17 protein-coding genes are annotated in these 17,105 nt (G+C 28.6%); 2 read left to right on the top strand and 15 right to left on the bottom strand.

Translation table 11 applies throughout. The features are described from left to right. Position 1: 1 nt before the first annotated feature. The 9 genes from pstC to I2A66_RS06685 form a co-directional block, all read right to left on the bottom strand. Positions 2-919: a phosphate ABC transporter permease subunit PstC gene (gene pstC, locus I2A66_RS06645; RefSeq protein WP_122638954.1), complete on the bottom strand. Its 918-nt coding sequence runs from the start codon at positions 917-919 to the stop codon at positions 2-4. A 230-nt stretch (positions 920-1,149) separates the two neighbouring features. After that, positions 1,150-1,986, bottom strand: coding sequence for a phosphate ABC transporter substrate-binding protein (locus I2A66_RS06650; protein ID WP_122638953.1), 837 nt, complete (start codon positions 1,984-1,986; stop codon positions 1,150-1,152). A 141-nt stretch (positions 1,987-2,127) separates the two neighbouring features. Further along, positions 2,128-2,694 carry a chromate transporter gene (locus tag I2A66_RS06655; RefSeq protein WP_207734738.1) on the bottom strand — a complete coding sequence of 189 codons (567 nt, stop codon included), beginning with the start codon at positions 2,692-2,694 and terminating at the stop codon, positions 2,128-2,130. After that, positions 2,694-3,230 carry a chromate transporter gene (locus I2A66_RS06660; protein WP_122638952.1) on the bottom strand — a complete coding sequence of 179 codons (537 nt, stop codon included), beginning with the start codon at positions 3,228-3,230 and terminating at the stop codon, positions 2,694-2,696. The genes I2A66_RS06655 and I2A66_RS06660 overlap by 1 nt, the downstream gene beginning before the upstream one ends. Before the next feature lie 87 nt (positions 3,231-3,317). Next, positions 3,318-5,102, bottom strand: coding sequence for an oligoendopeptidase F (gene pepF, locus I2A66_RS06665; protein WP_195251285.1), 1,785 nt, complete (start codon positions 5,100-5,102; stop codon positions 3,318-3,320). A gap of 20 nt (positions 5,103-5,122) precedes the next feature. Beyond that, on the bottom strand, positions 5,123-5,794 hold the full coding sequence (locus I2A66_RS06670; RefSeq protein WP_195251319.1) for an MgtC/SapB family protein: 672 nt from the start codon (positions 5,792-5,794) through the stop codon (positions 5,123-5,125). A gap of 15 nt (positions 5,795-5,809) precedes the next feature. Then, positions 5,810-6,661 (bottom strand): mechanosensitive ion channel family protein, encoded by an 852-nt coding sequence (locus I2A66_RS06675; RefSeq protein WP_122638949.1) that lies wholly within the window; start codon positions 6,659-6,661, stop codon positions 5,810-5,812. 132 nt (positions 6,662-6,793) lie between these two features. Further along, complete coding sequence (locus tag I2A66_RS06680) at positions 6,794-6,955, bottom strand: aspartyl-phosphate phosphatase Spo0E family protein (protein WP_122638948.1); 162 nt, start codon at positions 6,953-6,955, stop codon at positions 6,794-6,796. A 44-nt stretch (positions 6,956-6,999) separates the two neighbouring features. Further along, positions 7,000-7,527 (bottom strand): Gx transporter family protein, encoded by a 528-nt coding sequence (locus tag I2A66_RS06685; protein ID WP_122638947.1) that lies wholly within the window; start codon positions 7,525-7,527, stop codon positions 7,000-7,002. Positions 7,528-7,724: 197 nt separating this feature from the next. On the opposite strand from I2A66_RS06685, the gene I2A66_RS06690 reads away from it, so the two are divergent. Both I2A66_RS06690 and feoB read left to right on the top strand, forming a co-directional pair. Then, positions 7,725-7,943: a FeoA family protein gene (locus tag I2A66_RS06690; RefSeq protein WP_122638946.1), complete on the top strand. Its 219-nt coding sequence runs from the start codon at positions 7,725-7,727 to the stop codon at positions 7,941-7,943. Between the two features lie 21 nt (positions 7,944-7,964). Beyond that, a complete protein-coding gene (gene feoB / locus I2A66_RS06695; RefSeq protein ID WP_195251286.1) occupies positions 7,965-9,932 on the top strand; it encodes a ferrous iron transport protein B in 1,968 nt (655 codons plus the stop codon). Positions 9,933-9,988: 56 nt separating this feature from the next. Here feoB and htrA read toward each other — a convergent pair whose 3' ends face one another. The 6 genes from htrA to I2A66_RS06725 all read right to left on the bottom strand — a co-directional run bounded on the left by htrA (position 9,989) and on the right by I2A66_RS06725 (position 16,952). Continuing rightward, positions 9,989-11,071 carry a serine protease HtrA gene (htrA, locus tag I2A66_RS06700; protein ID WP_195251321.1) on the bottom strand — a complete coding sequence of 361 codons (1,083 nt, stop codon included), beginning with the start codon at positions 11,069-11,071 and terminating at the stop codon, positions 9,989-9,991. A gap of 173 nt (positions 11,072-11,244) precedes the next feature. Further along, positions 11,245-12,597, bottom strand: a complete 1,353-nt coding sequence (locus I2A66_RS06705; RefSeq protein ID WP_122638943.1) for a glucose-6-phosphate isomerase — start codon at positions 12,595-12,597, stop codon at positions 11,245-11,247. 207 nt (positions 12,598-12,804) lie between these two features. After that, complete coding sequence (locus I2A66_RS06710; protein WP_122638942.1) at positions 12,805-14,433, bottom strand: Na/Pi cotransporter family protein; 1,629 nt, start codon at positions 14,431-14,433, stop codon at positions 12,805-12,807. A 167-nt stretch (positions 14,434-14,600) separates the two neighbouring features. After that, a complete protein-coding gene (locus I2A66_RS06715; protein ID WP_147516648.1) occupies positions 14,601-16,196 on the bottom strand; it encodes an NAD(P)/FAD-dependent oxidoreductase in 1,596 nt (531 codons plus the stop codon). 52 nt (positions 16,197-16,248) lie between these two features. Next, positions 16,249-16,569: a hypothetical protein gene (locus tag I2A66_RS06720; RefSeq protein ID WP_122638940.1), complete on the bottom strand. Its 321-nt coding sequence runs from the start codon at positions 16,567-16,569 to the stop codon at positions 16,249-16,251. Between the two features lie 5 nt (positions 16,570-16,574). Continuing rightward, complete coding sequence (locus I2A66_RS06725; protein ID WP_122638939.1) at positions 16,575-16,952, bottom strand: hypothetical protein; 378 nt, start codon at positions 16,950-16,952, stop codon at positions 16,575-16,577. Between the last annotated feature and the right edge of the window lie 153 nt (positions 16,953-17,105).

Below are 17,105 nucleotides of genomic sequence, written 5' to 3' on the forward strand. Positions count from 1 at the left end.
CTTAATCTACCCCCTTAGATAATTTATTTAAAACTAGATTTAAAATTAATATAAATGAGAATAATACTACTCCTGTAGCAAATAGCATTTCTTGATGAGTTCCAAATGCATATCCCATTTCAAGAGCTATATTTGTTGTAAGTGGTCTTACGCTTTCCATCAAAGATCCTGGCATCACTGGAGAGTTACCTGCAACTAATATTACAGCCATTGTTTCTCCTAATGCTCTACCTATACCTAGTACTACAGCTGCTAATATTCCTGATTTAGCTGCTGGTAAAATCACTTTGAATATAGTTTCTATTTTCGAAGCACCTAGGGCTAAAGAACCTTCTTTATAAGCTTTTGGTACTGCTCTTATTGCGGTTTCAGATACTGATATTATTGTAGGTAACATCATTATAGATAAAACTATTATTACTGCTAATAGACTTTGACCTTTTGGTAAATTAAAGGCTTTTTGTATACCAGGTACTATAAATGATAGTCCAAATATACCGTATAAAACTGATGGTATACCCGCTAATAGTTCTACTGCAGGTGACATTAGTTTAGCAACTTTTTTAGGTGCTATTTCTGCAATAAATACAGCTGTTAATATACCTACTGGAACACCTATTATTAAAGACCCACCTGTTGCTAATAATGAAGCCACTATCATTGGTAAAATACCAAATTTATCAGACGAAGGTAACCAGTCAACTCCTGTTATAAATTTAGTAAATGAGTATCCCTTTGCTATGAATGGCGTTAATCCTTTATAAAATACAAATCCTATTATAAGAAGTAAACTTACTACTGCAACTAATGCACTAATAAAAAATATATTTTTAGCTACATTCTCTGCTATATATTTACCTTTATTATTTTTACATTTATACTTCTCACTTATCTCTACAGATTGAGATTCAATTGACATTAAAATTCCCTCCTATTTTTACTATTCTATTTAAAATAAGCTTTTTATGTTTAATTTGTATTCGCTTTCTTTAATTAGATAATATAATAGAAAAGTTAAATCTAAATTATATCCAAGTTAAGTAAAGGTAAAAATATTACATACTCTTAACGTTTTTTTTACATTATAAAAAACAGCTATTTTAAGAAAAACTCTTAAAATAGCTGTTTTTTATTTAGTGGAAATCTATACTAGTTTACTCTTATGAATCCTTTTTCTTCTAATATACTTTGACCCTCATCACTTAATATGAAGTCTATTAAAGATTGTGCATTATCAGATATTCCATCTTTGTTTACTAGTATAAATGGTCTTGCTATTACATATTCATTATTTGCAACGGTTTCATGATTTATTTCTACACCATCTATTTTAACTGAATTTACTTTTTCATCAACATATCCAAAAGATATGTATCCTATTGCATTTTCATTTCCTTCTACAGTTGACTTTATATTACCTGAACCGTCACTTATAGTTGCATCTGATACTAGTTCTTCAGACTCAAATCCTACTTTTTCTTGGAATCCATCTCTAGTTCCTGATCCATCTTCTCTTGATACAACTACTATTGGAGCATCATTTCCTCCAACATCTTTCCAGTTAGTTATTTTTCCTGTGTATATATCTCTAACTTGATCTAAAGTTAAATCAGTTACATTATTTGCTGAGTTAGTTATGACAGCTATACCATCTGTTGCTATTATTGTTTCTTTTAATCCAGAACTCTTTTCTTCATCTTTTAAATCTCTAGATGACATTCCTATTTCAGATACTCCTTCTATAGCATTTTTTATACCTGCTGAAGAACCTAATTGTTGAACTTCAACTTTTATTCCTTCATTTTTTTCTTCAAATGCTTCTGCTAATTTTTCCATTGGAGATCCTACTGAAGTTGAGCCTGATACTGTTACCTTAGAGCTTGATGAACTTCCTGCATCTGATCCAGAGCCAGCTCCACATCCTACAGCTAATCCTGCAACTAATATTGTACTTGATAATAATGCTAATACTCTTTTTTTGAACATTTCATTACCCCCGATATATTTTCAAATTTAGTTTAACTTATTTGTTTACTTTTCTTTACAACTAAATAATACATATTTTTTGTTAACTAAATATTATAAATCAGTTAAATGAAAGTAAATAATGTTAAGAGTATGTAAACACTATAACTTCAATACAATTCCTGCAATAGCTCCAATTAATAGAAATAAAGCAGGGTGTTTTTTAGATTTTCTAGTAATAAAAAATATTATTATAAATAAAATTAAAGATTTATAATCGAATAAGTTTATTATATTTTTTGAATCTACAAATCTACTCCATGTCAATATTGATATATTTACAACTTGAAACCATGCTACAGCTATAAGACCTGTTACAGCAGGTCTTAATCCACAAAATACAGCTTCAACCTGTTTACTTTCTCTAAATTTACTTAAAAAATGTGCAACTATTATAATAATTATAAATGCTGGCATCACTAATGCTGTAGTCGCTACTAAAGATCCAATTACTCCGCTTGCTTGAAAACCTGCAAATGTAGCCATATTTATACCTATTGGACCTGGAGTTGATTGAGATACTGCAACCATATCCGCTAAAGTAGACTCATCAAACCAAGTATAATTTCTAGCTATATCATATAAAAAAGGTAATGTTGCTAGCCCTCCTCCTATAGCAAATAAACCAGTTTTAAAAAATTCATAAAATAATTGTATATAAGTAATCATTATTTCTTTCTCCCATATGTAATTATAAATCCAACTATTGCGGCTGCAATAACTATATATATAGATGAAACCTTTAATATTGCCCCCAATATAAATGTTAGTGCAAATACAACAACACCAATTTTATCAACTATAGAATTCTTCCATAACTTTATAATAGCATTTAATATAAGAACAGCTACCACAACCCTGATTCCCGAGAATGCATTTTGAACAATCTCGAATTGTGAGAAGTTTTTTAAACAAGTTGCTATTATCATTATTATTACTAAAGATGGAAATACAACTCCCATTGTTGCAAAAAGCGCTCCTAAAATCCCCTTTACCTTATATCCAACAAACGTTGCTGTATTTACAGCTATTATTCCTGGAGTTGTCTGGCCTACTGCATAGTAATCTAATAATTCTTCACTAGTAGCCCACTTTCTACTTTCTACAACTTCTTTTTCTAACATAGGAAGCATTGCATATCCACCACCAAATGTTAGTCCTCCAATCCTAAAAAAGGTTTTAAATAAGTCAATCAATTCACTCATAATATGTATTCCTCCCTATTATCTCTCGGTTAAAAATATAAAATGGGCTAATCAAATTATAAATTATAATTTAATTGCCCTTTGTTTTTATAATTCTTTTTCTAATTTATCTACTAAATTACTAAATACACTTAATGCTTTATCTACAGATTCTTTTTTCTCCATATCTACACCTGCAGCTCTTAACTGATTAAGTGGATAGTCTGAACCACCACTTTTTAAAAACTCTATATATCTTTTAACTGCATCTTTTCCTTCATTTAATATTTGTTGGCTTAATGCACTTGCTGCAGAAAATCCAGTAGCATATTTATAAACATAGAAGTTTGAATAGAAATGAGGTATTCTAGCCCACTCTAAGCCAATTTGCTTATCTACATTACAAGATTTCCCATAGTACTTTTCATTCAGCCCATAATATATATCTGTAAATTCTTTAGCTGTTAAAGGCTCTTTTCTTTCAACCTTTTCATGAGTTATTTTTTCGAACTCAGCAAACATAGTTTGTCTGTATACAGTAGTTCTAAACTGCTCTAGATAGTAATTTAATAAATATATAGTTTCTTCTTTAGAGCTTGAGTTTTCTAGTAAGTAATTTATCAGTAGCAATTCATTTAAAGTTGATGCTACTTCTGCTACAAATATTTTATAATCTGAATATAAATATTCTTGTGTACTTCTAGAATAATAACTGTGCACTGAGTGACCTAATTCATGTATTAGTGTGAATAAGGAATTTAAATCATCATGATAATTCATAAGAATATAAGGATGAGAATCATAACTTCCCCAAGAGTAAGCTCCACCTTGTTTGCCTTCATTCTCATAAACATCTATCCAACGCTCTGAAAATGCTCTTCTTATAATACTTAAATAATCTTCCCCCAAAGGCTTTAATGCTTTAAGTATTATATCTTGAGCTTTTTCATAAGGTATATTCATATCAAAGTTTTCAGTTAATGGTACATATAGATCATACATATGTATTTCATCTAGCTTTAAGAATTTTTTCTTTAGCTCTATATATTTATTAAGTGAATCTAAGTTTTCATCCATAGCTAGTATAAGATTATTATATACATCTACGTTTACATCATCATTAAATAATGAGCCTTCTAATGCTGAGTTATATTTTCTCATCTTAGCATAAAATATTTCAGATTTTATTCCTCCATAAAGAGTTGATGCAAATGTATTCTTATATTTTTCATATGTAGAATAGACTGCTTCAAAAGCATCTTTTCTAATTTTTCTATTTTTACTTTTTAATAGTACTGAAAAATTAGAATTAGTTAACTTTATTTTATTACCATCTTCTCCATCTATTTCAGGAAATTCTAAATCAGCAAATGAAAGCATGTCATATACATTTTCCGCTACACCTGATATATCTGATACTGCTGCTAATATTTCCTCTTCTTTTTCACTTAATGTATGTGGTTTTTGTCTTATAATATCATCTATATATTTTTTATAAAATCTAAGTTCTTCTGATTGTAAAAATTCTTTTAGTTTATTATCATCAATTGATATTATTTCTGGGATCATATATGAAGTTGACATTGATAGTTCTGTTGAAATCATTTCTATCTTAGTTGCTATAGCTTGATTTTCATTAATTCTAGTATCTTCATGTAACTTCATATGTGTGTATACATATAAGTTCGAAACAATTCTAGAAGCATCTATTGATAGTATAAGAGCTTCACATAAATTATCTTTACTATCTCCTAGCTTTCCTTTATATAATTTAACTTTATTAATTAAATCTTCTACCTTCTTTATATCTAAATCTATATCCTCTTCATTCGGATACATTTCCTCTATATTCCATTTATATTCTTCTTCAATTAAATTTCTATCTTTGTTCATATGATTCTCTCCTTTATAATTTAATATATAAAATCTATAAATAATACATTTTCAATTTTATTTAATTCATTTTTTAATTCACTCATAATTATTCTTCTATCATATACTATATAAAAATTTATTCTCCAAATACTATTTCCTCCTGTATCTATATCCATATTTTTTACAGTAATTTGAGATTTAATCAATATATCATATGTTATAGATACTATATTTATATTATTTACAGTTATACTTAATATAGCTTCTTTCTTTTTAAAAATAACTCTATCTATCCTTTTTAAGATGTATAAAGTTATCATAACAAAAAGCCATGCTAATATCCCTAGTATATATTGACCATATCCTATCGTTATTCCTATACATGCAGTTGCCCATATTCCCGCAGCTGTAGTTAGTCCCTTTATTCCATTAGATGTTTTTAAAATTGCTCCTGCACCTAAAAAACCTATCCCCGATAATACTTGAGCAGGTAACCTACCTGGATCCATGTTTGCATAAATATAATATTCTTGAAATAACATTAAGGCAGTTATTGATGTTATACACGATCCTACTGAAACTAATATATGAGTCCTAAAACCTGCAAATTGATGAGATTTTTCTCTTTCTAATCCTGTGAGCCCTCCCATAAATAACGCTAATAATAATTTTATTATAATTTGTTTTGTGTCTATAAAAATCCCCCCAATCTTTTATAGACTCATTTAATCTAAAGAATTCATATCTTTATTTTCATGACTTATAATATTTATATGTCTAGGATAAGCTATCTTAATATTATTTTTGTTAAAAACTATTAAAATTTGTAATTTTGATTCTTTAAGCGCAGAAAAATACCTATACGACTTTACCATTCCCGTGATTGTATATTGAGCTCCAATAGAACTTTTATCTATATCTGTTACTCCATATACACAAAATCCCTTATTTTTATTTGAATTTATATCTTTATATAAATAATCACTATATTGATTATTCATTATCTCACAAACTTCTTGCAGTGAACTAATTACTTTATTAGGGTCTTCTTCATAAGATACCTTTACATGAACCACTACTCTCATTTTATCTTTACTATAATTTTTTATACTATTTATACTTCCATTTGGTAAGGTTATCCTTCTAAGGTCCCAATCTCTCAAACTAGTACTCCTGATTCCTATCTCTTCTACCGTTCCTCTAAATTCTTCATTTATAATAACAAAATCACCAACTTGTAATTGTTTTTCAAATAAAATAAAAAAACCATTAAATATATCCTTTAGTATACTTTGAGATGCAAATCCTGCTATTAATCCTACTATACTTGCTCCAGTAACTAATGATCCAAATTTTGTTGCATCAACTATCCCAAATTCTCTTAATACCAAAATTACACATATAACAAATACGATATAATATGTTATAGAAGATAAAACACTAGAAAGAGTATTCTCATACCTAACATCAAAATTTGTAAATTCAAATAATCTATGCAAAAGATATTGTATAAGCTTAATCAATATGTATGAAATTAAAACTATTATAACTGAATTTATAATTTTCCCTATAATCATACTAAATCATCCTTTATATTAAATAATTTTCCATCTTAATTATTTAATATTCGCCATTTACATTTTATTATACTTCACATAATGATATTAAGATTACTAATTTTAGATATAAAAAAACCCACTTTCGTGGGGCTATTTACTTAAAAATATATACTTATTTATTAAAGAATCTATTTTTTTACTTGATTCAACTAATTCATCTTTAAATATTTCAGGATACTGTATATAAGTATTTATTTCTTGTCTCAATTCTTCTATTTCAGTTTTTAGTGTTTCCAATTCGCTATTCGCCATAATAATCACCACTATTATAAATTTGTATTCTTATAACAATTTTATCAAATATTGATATTCTTTGTCAATGAATTTTTACATATATTGCCAATCTTAGGTAAACAACATTTAGCTACAATACCTACAAAACAACCTGTAACTAACGATGTTATAAGCATGAACGGAAGATATCCTATCATAAAAATATTTTTTACAATTACACTTGCTACTATAAGTTGACCTATATTATGTCCAATTGCTCCAATCATACTTATGCCTATCAATGAAAAACCCCCTATTTTTAAAAGCATATACATAGATATTAAACTTAAATACGCCCCTCCTATACTAAATAATAAATAAGATAATGGCCCCGAAAAAATAGATGATAGTATAACCCTTATTGTTATAATTATTAAAGTATCCTTTACACCTAATATTATTAAAGAAATAAGAGTTATAATATTTGTTAATCCTAATTTAGCCCCTGGAAATAAAGCTATTAGCGGATTTGGAATATATATCTCTATTATATATAAGATTAAACTATATCCTATCATTAGACTTAAAAATGTCATCTTCTTTACTTTCATACATTTCATCCCCAAATATCATATTATACTTACATATTAATTATAGTTCATATATAACTAAAAAACTCTTTATATAAGTAAAAATTTTTTATTTATATAAAATTGCTTAAATATAGTAATAACCCCTATTACTTGACTTCTCCTATTTATATTGATACAATTTTTATGATAATGAATTTCATTAGGAGGTATAAATAATGACTGTTTGCGATTTAAAAGTTGGTCAAAAAGGTATAATCAGCAATATAGATGGAAACGACAAGTTAGTCAAAAGACTACTTGCTTTAGGTTGTATAGATAATACAGAAATAGAAGTAACAAAAATCGCTCCATTTGGAGACCCTATTGTAATAAAATTTAGAGGAGTTAATTTTGCACTTAGAAAATATGATGCCCAAAGTATATCTTTAAAATAATATCAAAAGAGGTGATTACGTATGATTAATGTGGCATTACTTGGTAATCCTAATGTTGGTAAGACAACAATATTTAATGCTCTTACAGGATCTAATCAGTATGTTGGAAACTGGCCTGGGGTTACAATCGAGAAAAAAGAAGGTTTTTTATGTGATGATATAAAAATAGTAGACCTACCTGGTATATATGCAATGGATACCTTCTCAAATGAGGAAAAAGTAGCTAAATCATTTCTAGAAAATGATAATGTTGATGTTATCGTTAATGTTGTTGATGCATCTAACTTAACTAGAAATCTGTACTTAACTACTCAACTTATGGAATTTAATAAACCCATAATAGTTTTATTAAATATGATGGACGTTGCTGAATCAAAAGGTATTGATATTGATACTAAAAAGTTAAGCGAAGAGCTTAACATAACTATAATTACAACAATAGCTAAAAAGAAAGATAATCTTTCTTCTATTGAAGAATCTATTAGAAGTGTATCTGGCAAAACAATAAATTATAGTAATAACTTCGGGAATGAAATTGAAACATATAAAAAATTAGATAATATACTTGATAAGTGTAGTAAATCATCTACATTTAGAAAAAAAAGTATAAGTGATATAATCGATGATATAGTTTTAAATCCTATACTTGCTTATCCAATTTTTATAGGACTATTATTACTCCTATTCAAATTTACATTTGATTGGGTTGGGGGTCCTCTTCAAGAGGGATTAGCTGGAATTATAGAGACCTATGTAATGGCTCCTTTAGATATCACACTATCTAACTCAAGCCCATGGTTTAAGTCTTTAATTATAGACGGTATATTAGGTGGTATAAGTGGAACATTACCATTTTTCCCATTAATATTCACTTTATTCTTAGGAATATCTTTATTCGAAGATAGTGGTTATATGTCTAGAACTGCATTTTTAATGGATAAGATAATGAGTAAGGTTGGATTATCTGGTAAAGCTTTTATACCAATGGTTATGGGATTTGGTTGTTCATCTCCTGCTATAATGGCTACAAGAACATTAGAAAGTGAAAAAGATAGAAAAATAACAGCTTTAATAGCACCCCTTATGACTTGTGGTGCAAGACTTCCTATTTACGCTTTATTTGCTGCCTTATTCTTCCCTGGTAAAGAAGCTATTATTACTATGTCTTTATATTTAACTGGTATAATAGTAGCTATTTTAGTAGCATTAGTTTTAAATAAAACAGCTTATAAAACAGAAATAGAACCATTTATATTAGAACTTCCAGAATATAAAGTTCCAACATTAAGCGGATTATTGAAAAATACTTGGAATAAATCAAAAGGCTTCTTAATAAGAGTTGTTACAGTAATGTTTGCCATGTCTGTAGTTATATGGGCACTTTCATCATTTAACTTCTCTGGATTTACTGAAAATATAAATGATAGTTTCTTAGCTTCAATAGGAAAACTAATTGCTCCAATATTCGTTCCTTTAGGATTTAGAGATTGGAGAATATCAGTTTCAATTTTAACAGGATTAGGGGCTAAGGAAATAGTTGTAAATACCCTAAGCGTTCTTTTTGGAAACTTAAACGAAGTTTTACCTACTGTTTTTACAGGAGTTAGTGCATATTCATTCTTAATATTCTCAGCGCTTTATACTCCTTGTATAGCAGCCCTTGCTACTATGAGAAAAGAATATGGAAATAAAATGATGATGATATCTTTATCTTATCAATTTATTCTTGCATGGGTAGGAGCTTTTATTGTAAATATTATAGGAAGTTCTATAGTTGGTAATTCTAACAGTTCAATGATAGAACTTTTAATTGGTGGGGCTATAATATGTTTAGCAATAGTTATACTATTTAAAATGATGAGAAAAGAATCTAATGGTTGTTCTTCATGTTCTAGCTGTTCATCTTGTCCATCAAACTCTAGCTGTTGTTCTGATGAAAAAATAGAATCGAATGAAGCGAAAAAAGACGCTGTAAAAAAATCAGTTTAATATAAAAGGTGAGATTAAATTTTTAATCTCACCTTTTTACTTATAGCTTTTATATTTTAAAATTTAACATTTAAAGTTATTTCTTTACCACCTCTATATACAACTACCTTTGTGCTATCCCCTGATGAATAAGTATATAAAGATTTAGTTAAATCTGACATACCAGTTAAATTTGTATCTCCTAATTTCACTATTACATCTCCAACTTGTACCCCTGCTGTTTTTGCAGCACTATCATCTATAACTTCTGCAACATAAACACCTGCATCAACACCAAGACTTTGATTAGTAGCTGATTCATATGTTGATACATCTGCTCCTTTTATTCCTAAAGTAACTTTATCATAAGTTCCACTATTTATAATTGACTCAACTATAGGTTTTGCTGTGTTTATAGGTATTGCAAATCCTAAACCTTCACCTTGAGAGGCTTTAGCTGTATTTATACCTATTACTTGACCATTTTGGTTTAATAAAGGCCCTCCACTATTACCTGAGTTTATACTTGCATCAGTTTGTATAAGACCAGTCATTGTCCCTTGTTCTGTTTCTATAGTTCTATCTAGTCCACTTATTATACCTTGAGTAACACTTCTCTGTAAATCTAGTCCTAATGGGTTACCTATTGCTACTGATATATCACCGGTTCTAACTTCATCGCTATCTCCAAATTCAGCTGGAGTTAATCCAGTCTTATCCACTTTAACTATAGCTAAATCTAATTGAGCATCATACCAGGCAACCTTACCTTCTGATGTAGTTCCATCATTAAATAATACATTAACAGTATTTGCTTCTCCATCAGATACAACATGTGAGTTAGTTAATATATATCCATTTGCATCAACTACTACTCCTGTACCAACACCTTCTGATTGAGTTGGTATTGCAAATCTATTATTTGTACTAATAGTTGTAGTTGTTATCCCAACCACTGAAGGCATTGCTTTTTCCGTTACTGCATGATATACATTTTGAGTTTTTCCACTATCATTAACTACAATTTCTGAGTTCGTTGTCCCTGAATTACTAACCCCTATACTATTTCTTACTATAGCTATAGTTAATAAAGAGCTTAAAGCTGAGCAAATTATTGCTACTATTACAACTAATCCTATGCCTCTTTTTCTCGACATAATATCTCTCCTCCAAATTTCAATTATTTAAGTTTAAAAATATTCTAACTTTTATTATTTTCACTTTTTTATTTTTAATACGAAACTAACCTATGTAAAATAAAAAAGAAATCACCATAAGATATTATATTTATCTTTTGATGATTTCATTATATAATTTGTAACTTAATTAAACCTTAATTATTAAGTCTTTTTTCTAATTCTTCTCTTTCTTTTTCAAATCCAGGTTTTCCTAATAATGCAAACATATTTCTCTTATATGCTTCAACACCTGGTTGATTAAATGGATTAACCCCTAATAAATATCCACTTATAGCACACGCTTTCTCGAAGAAGTAAACTAGATATCCAAAGTTATATTCATTTAATTCTTCCATACTTACTAATAAATTAGGAACTTGTCCATCTGTGTGAGCAAGTAAAGTACCTTGGAATGCTTTCTCATTTACAAAGTCTACACTTTTTCCAGCTAAATAATTTAACCCATCTAAATCTACATCTTCCTTTTCTATAGCAACAGTTCTTCTTGATTTTTCAACATTTATAACTGTTTCAAATAATATTCTCTTACCTTCTTGAATATATTGTCCCATAGAATGTAAATCAGTTGAGAAATCTACAGATGCTGGGAATATGCCCTTATTATCTTTCCCTTCACTTTCACCGTATAGCTGTTTCCACCATTCACTTACATAATGTAATTGTGGCTCATAATTTACTAATAATTCTATGTCTTTACCTTTTCTATGTAATATATTTCTAACTACAGCATATTGGTAACTTTGATTTTCTTTTAAATTTGATGTTCTATATTCTTCACAAGCTTCTTTAGCACCAGCCATCATTGCATCTATATCAAGTCCTGCTGCTGCTATTGGTAATAGTCCTACAGGAGTTAAAACTGAGAATCTACCTCCAACATCATCTGGTATAACAAAAGTTTGATAACCTTCTTCATCCGCTAATTGCTTAAGAGCTCCTTTTTTAGAGTCTGTAGTTGCATATATTCTTTTTCCTGCTTCTTCCTTACCATATTTCTTTTCTAAGAAGTCTTTAAATATTCTAAACGCTATTGCAGGCTCTGTTGTAGTTCCAGATTTTGATATAACGTTTATAGAAACATCTTTATCTTTTATAATATCTAATAAATCCATCATATATGTAGAACTTATGTTATTTCCTACAAAGTATATTTCTGGAGCATTTCTATCTTCTTTACTTAAATTATTTCTGAAAGAGTGGCTGCACATCTCTATAGCAGCTCTTGCCCCTAAGTAAGATCCACCGATTCCTATTACTAATAGAACATCTGAATCTGATTTTATTTTTTCTGCAGCTTCTTTTATTCTATCAAATTCTGCTTTATCGTAATTATTAGGTAATTCAACCCACCCTAAAAAATCATTTCCTAAACCAGTCTTTTCATGAACCATATCATGAGCTAAATCTACGTATGGTTGCATAGATAACACTTCTTCTTCATTGAAAAAATTAACTGCTTTACTATAGTCAAATTTTATTTTTCCCATAACTTTACCTCTTTCTTAAAAAATAGTCTAACCAAATTATAACATATTTTATACTACTTTTTACTAAAAAAATCAATTTCCCGCTTATCCACTCTACGTATTATATATATTAATAAGGTATAATTTCTTTATAAAAAAAGAGTATGGTAATATATCATTTATAAGTTAGATACAAAACCATATTCTTTATATATTAAAAATTATAAATTAATTCTGTGTTACTTGATGTGATATAACTTGTTGAGCTATATTAACAGCATGATCCGAAACTCTCTCTAAGTTCATTATCATATCTAAGTATATCACTCCACTATCTATACTACATGAGCTTTCATTAAGTCTTCTCATATGGCTAATTCTACATGATCTTTCCATAACATCAACTTGTTCTTCCATTTTTATAACCTTACAAGCTAAATCTATATCTGAAGTTCTCATAGATTCTAATGCATATGTATAAGCTGAAATAACTTTATTATACATTTCATTTAACTCATCTTTACCTTCTTTAGAAAACTCAGCTCCACAATTCTTAGCAGCTTCTGCTAATTCAGATATATTATCTGCATGGTCTCCGATTCTTTCTATATCATTTACTGTATTAAATAAAGCATCTACAACTTCTCTAGAATCTTCGTTTAATGGTGCCTTAGAAAGTTTTAATAAATAATCTAATATTGTTTTTTGTAGTATATTAACTTGCTTCTCATTTTTTCTACAAGCATCTATATTTTCAGTTACATCTTCTAAAATTGCACTCATAGCTAGGTTTAAAGATTCTTTAGCCTTTTCACCCATTCTTAAAGTTTCTTTAACTGTATTTGCTAATGCAATTGAAGGTGTTTCTATCATTCTTTCATCTATATATTTTATTACTTTACTTTCATCATTTTCATGTTCATTACTTTTGTCTGGAACTAATGTAACTGCAAGCTTTATTATAAACTTATTAAATGGTATTAATAGTAATACTGATATTATATTAAATAATGTATGAGTATTAGCTATTTGTCTTGCAACATTTCCAGGGTCTGCTGATGTTACCATACTTACCACTGGCTTGTTTAAGAATATTAAGAATACTATTGTTCCCAGTATATTAAATATTAAGTGTATCATAGCTGCTCGTTTTGCATTTTTACTAGCACCTATACTTGATATTAATGATGTAACACAAGTACCTATATTTTGACCATATAATATCGGTAATGCTGATGATAATGGTATTAATCCTTGAGATGCTAAAGCAACTAGCATACCCATTGAAGCACTTGAACTTTGTACTATTGCTGTTATACCAAATCCTAATAAAAGACCTAGTAAAGGATATGTACCAAATGTTAATAATAAATCCGTAAACCCTTTATACTCTGCTAGAGGTTTTACTGCATCCTTCATAAAATCCATACCAGTAAATAGTATCCCAAATCCTATTAATATTTCTGCTATATGCTTTACTTTCTGTTTACTACTAAATAAGTACATTACTATACCTATACCTAACGCTACTGGTGCAAGACCATTTAAGTCGAAAGATACTAACTGCGCAGTTATTGTAGTACCTATATTGGCACCCATTATAACTCCTGCTGCCTGAGGTAAAGTCATTATTCCTGCATTTACGAAACCAACTACCATAACAGTTGTAGCACTAGAACTTTGTATTACAGCTGTAACTAAAGCTCCAACTATAACTCCCATTATAATATTACTAGTTAACAGCTCTATGATTTTCTTTAATCTAGATCCAGCTGATTTTTCTAGAGCTTCTCCCATAAGGTTCATTCCGTATAAGAATAGCCCTAAACCTCCCATAAGACTTACTGCAATCTCCACTTGTTTTCCTCCTTAAGGATAATTATCTTGTCTAAAAATTTAATGTCCTATTGTATTCTACCAAATACAACAGAACATTAGTGTTAAATATATGTTAAATATTAAATTTGTATTAAGTTTTTGTTTATTTTAAGTTAAATTTTTCATAATGTATTTTAAAATTAATCTTATTTCATACTTGCATACTGACTAATTATTTTTTCAGCACATTTAATTCCATCAACAGCAGCAGTAACTATTCCACCTGCATATCCAGCTCCTTCTCCACAAGGATATAGTTTTTTAGTATTTGTAGACTCTAATGTTTCTTCATCTCTAACTATTCTTATAGGTGCTGATGATCTTGTTTCAACTGCTGTTAAAACTGCATCATCCATCGCAAAACCTTTTATTTTTCTATCAAATCCAACTAAAGCCTCTTTCATAGTTTCTATAACAAAGCCTGGTAAGCACTTTCTCAAATCTACGAATGTATACCCAGGCTCATAAGAAGGCTTTACACTTCCAATATTTGTAGATATTCTATCATTTAAGAAATCTCCTACTAATTGAACAGGTGCATTGTAATTTTTACCACCTAATTCATATGCTAATCGCTCATATTTTTCTTGGAAATACATTCCTGCCAATGGGTGCTCACTTCCAAAGTCATCTGGAGTTACATTTACTAAGAATGCGCTATTTGCATTGTCTTTATCTCTAGCATGCTCACTCATACCATTAGTAACCACTTGTCCATCATTCGATGCAGATGCTATAACACTCCCCCCTGGACACATACAAAATGTATATGCTGTTCTTCCATTTGAAGTATGCTCAATAAGTCTATAATCTGCTGCACCTAGTCTCGGGTGATTATGATACTCTTTATATTGAGATTTATTTATTAACTCTTGAGGATGTTCTATCCTAGCTCCAATTGCAAAAGGTTTTTGAGTGATTTTTACACCTCTATCATGTAACATTTCATAAGTATCTCTTGCACTATGTCCTATAGCCAAAATTACTATATTAGTTTCTATTACTTCTTCATTATTTATTGTTATAGACTCTATTTCATTATTTACCCTACATATATCAGTTACTTTAGAATCAAATCTTACTTCTCCTCCAAGTCGAATTATCTCGTTACGTATATTTTTAACTACATCTTTTAATATATCTGTACCAACATGAGGTTTATGAGAATATAATATTTCTTCTGGAGATCCGAAATTAACAAGCTCTTCTAATACTTTTCTACATCTTATATCCTTTATTCTTGTTGTTAACTTACCATCAGAAAAAGTACCTGCTCCCCCTTCTCCAAATTGCACATTAGAGCTGTTTTTAAACTTTCTTTCCTTCCAAAATTCCTCTATATCTTTAGTTCTATTGTCAACATCTAAACCTCTTTCTAATAAAAGTGGATTATATCCTCTTTGAGCTAATAATAAAGCTGCAAATAAACCTGCTGGACCACTACCTATGATTACTGGCATTTTGTCTAGTTTTTTAGTTCCTGATTGTACATCTTCATACCTTAATTCTTTTATTTTTACTATATCTTTTAAATTCTTTTCTAATACTTTATTTTCATTTTTAACTTCCGCATCAACAGTGTAGACAAAGTTTATCTTCCCTTTTCTAGCATCTATTGATTCTTTATAAATATAATATTTAACTAAGTCACTTGATTTTATTTTTAACTTCTTGATTACAAGACTTTCTATTATAGATGGACTTTCATCTATAGTCATTTTTATATTAGATATTCTTAACATAATTTCACCTTTCTTTTACTATATAGCATAAAAGGGAATGTCTCAAAATTATTTATTTTGAGACAGCCCCTTTTATAAACATAACATCTATATCATTATTCTCTAGATCATCTATCAAAATTTCATCTAAAATGAATTCTTTTATATCATCTACGGAGATATCTTTATTATTTAGATTTTTTACTAAAGCGATAACATTAAAACTCCTATTAAACTTCTTAATATAAATGTCATCGATTTTTTCCACAATTACTTTTAAATCACATATAAATGAGTTTTCATTTCCTAACTCAATTTTATCATCATACTTAAAAAGTTTAAATTCAAATGAATCTTTATATGGTGTTATTTCTTCAATTCCCACTAAATTCATATTATCTAGTCCTTTTTAGTTATAAGACCTCTTATAACCTTCATATTATTAAATACTTTTTCTAAAAAGTTTTCAGCTTCTTCATTATCTAATAATGCTATTTCTAAGTTATGATCCTCTGGTATACTTCTAGAAGAACAATATTCTTTTGCTACCTCTATTAGTTTATTTTTTGACTCTGCTGATAAATCAAACTCTTTATAATCTATTATTATGTATTGTTTAACTTCTTGAGTAGTACCTTGATTATACCCTATTTCTATATGATAGATAACTGCATATAAATTTTCTGGAGTTTGTTCTCCACTATATACAGGTACCGCTGGATTAGATTTTATAAAATTTGTTGATACTGCGATTGCATTTCCTAAACTAAGATTCATATTTATACCTCTTTCTGTATATTATATAATTCTATTTTATACATTATTTCTATATATTAAAACCTTTTTTTCATAATTTAAATGTAAATTTATATATAATTTAATATACCCTCAAAATTTTTAAGTAAACTTATATGTAAAATTTAGTCAAAC

This window comes from Romboutsia sp. 1001713B170207_170306_H8, assembly GCF_015550495.1.
GTDB lineage: Bacteria > Bacillota > Clostridia > Peptostreptococcales > Peptostreptococcaceae > Romboutsia_E.

Excerpts from the sequence above, each read along its gene's own strand:
- pstC (WP_122638954.1), bottom strand. The coding sequence starts at position 919 with ATGTCAATTGAATCTCAATCTGTAGAGATAAGTGAGAAGTATAAATGT.
- I2A66_RS06650 (WP_122638953.1), bottom strand. The coding sequence starts at position 1,986 with ATGTTCAAAAAAAGAGTATTAGCATTATTATCAAGTACAATATTAGTT.
- I2A66_RS06655 (WP_207734738.1), bottom strand. The coding sequence starts at position 2,694 with ATGATTACTTATATACAATTATTTTATGAATTTTTTAAAACTGGTTTA.
- I2A66_RS06660 (WP_122638952.1), bottom strand. The coding sequence starts at position 3,230 with ATGAGTGAATTGATTGACTTATTTAAAACCTTTTTTAGGATTGGAGGA.
- pepF (WP_195251285.1), bottom strand. The coding sequence starts at position 5,102 with ATGAACAAAGATAGAAATTTAATTGAAGAAGAATATAAATGGAATATA.
- I2A66_RS06675 (WP_122638949.1), bottom strand. The coding sequence starts at position 6,661 with ATGATTATAGGGAAAATTATAAATTCAGTTATAATAGTTTTAATTTCA.
- I2A66_RS06680 (WP_122638948.1), bottom strand. The coding sequence starts at position 6,955 with ATGGCGAATAGCGAATTGGAAACACTAAAAACTGAAATAGAAGAATTG.
- I2A66_RS06685 (WP_122638947.1), bottom strand. The coding sequence starts at position 7,527 with ATGAAAGTAAAGAAGATGACATTTTTAAGTCTAATGATAGGATATAGT.
- I2A66_RS06690 (WP_122638946.1), top strand. The coding sequence starts at position 7,725 with ATGACTGTTTGCGATTTAAAAGTTGGTCAAAAAGGTATAATCAGCAAT.
- feoB (WP_195251286.1), top strand. The coding sequence starts at position 7,965 with ATGATTAATGTGGCATTACTTGGTAATCCTAATGTTGGTAAGACAACA.
- I2A66_RS06705 (WP_122638943.1), bottom strand. The coding sequence starts at position 12,597 with ATGGGAAAAATAAAATTTGACTATAGTAAAGCAGTTAATTTTTTCAAT.
- I2A66_RS06715 (WP_147516648.1), bottom strand. The coding sequence starts at position 16,196 with ATGTTAAGAATATCTAATATAAAAATGACTATAGATGAAAGTCCATCT.
- I2A66_RS06720 (WP_122638940.1), bottom strand. The coding sequence starts at position 16,569 with ATGAATTTAGTGGGAATTGAAGAAATAACACCATATAAAGATTCATTT.
- I2A66_RS06725 (WP_122638939.1), bottom strand. The coding sequence starts at position 16,952 with ATGAATCTTAGTTTAGGAAATGCAATCGCAGTATCAACAAATTTTATA.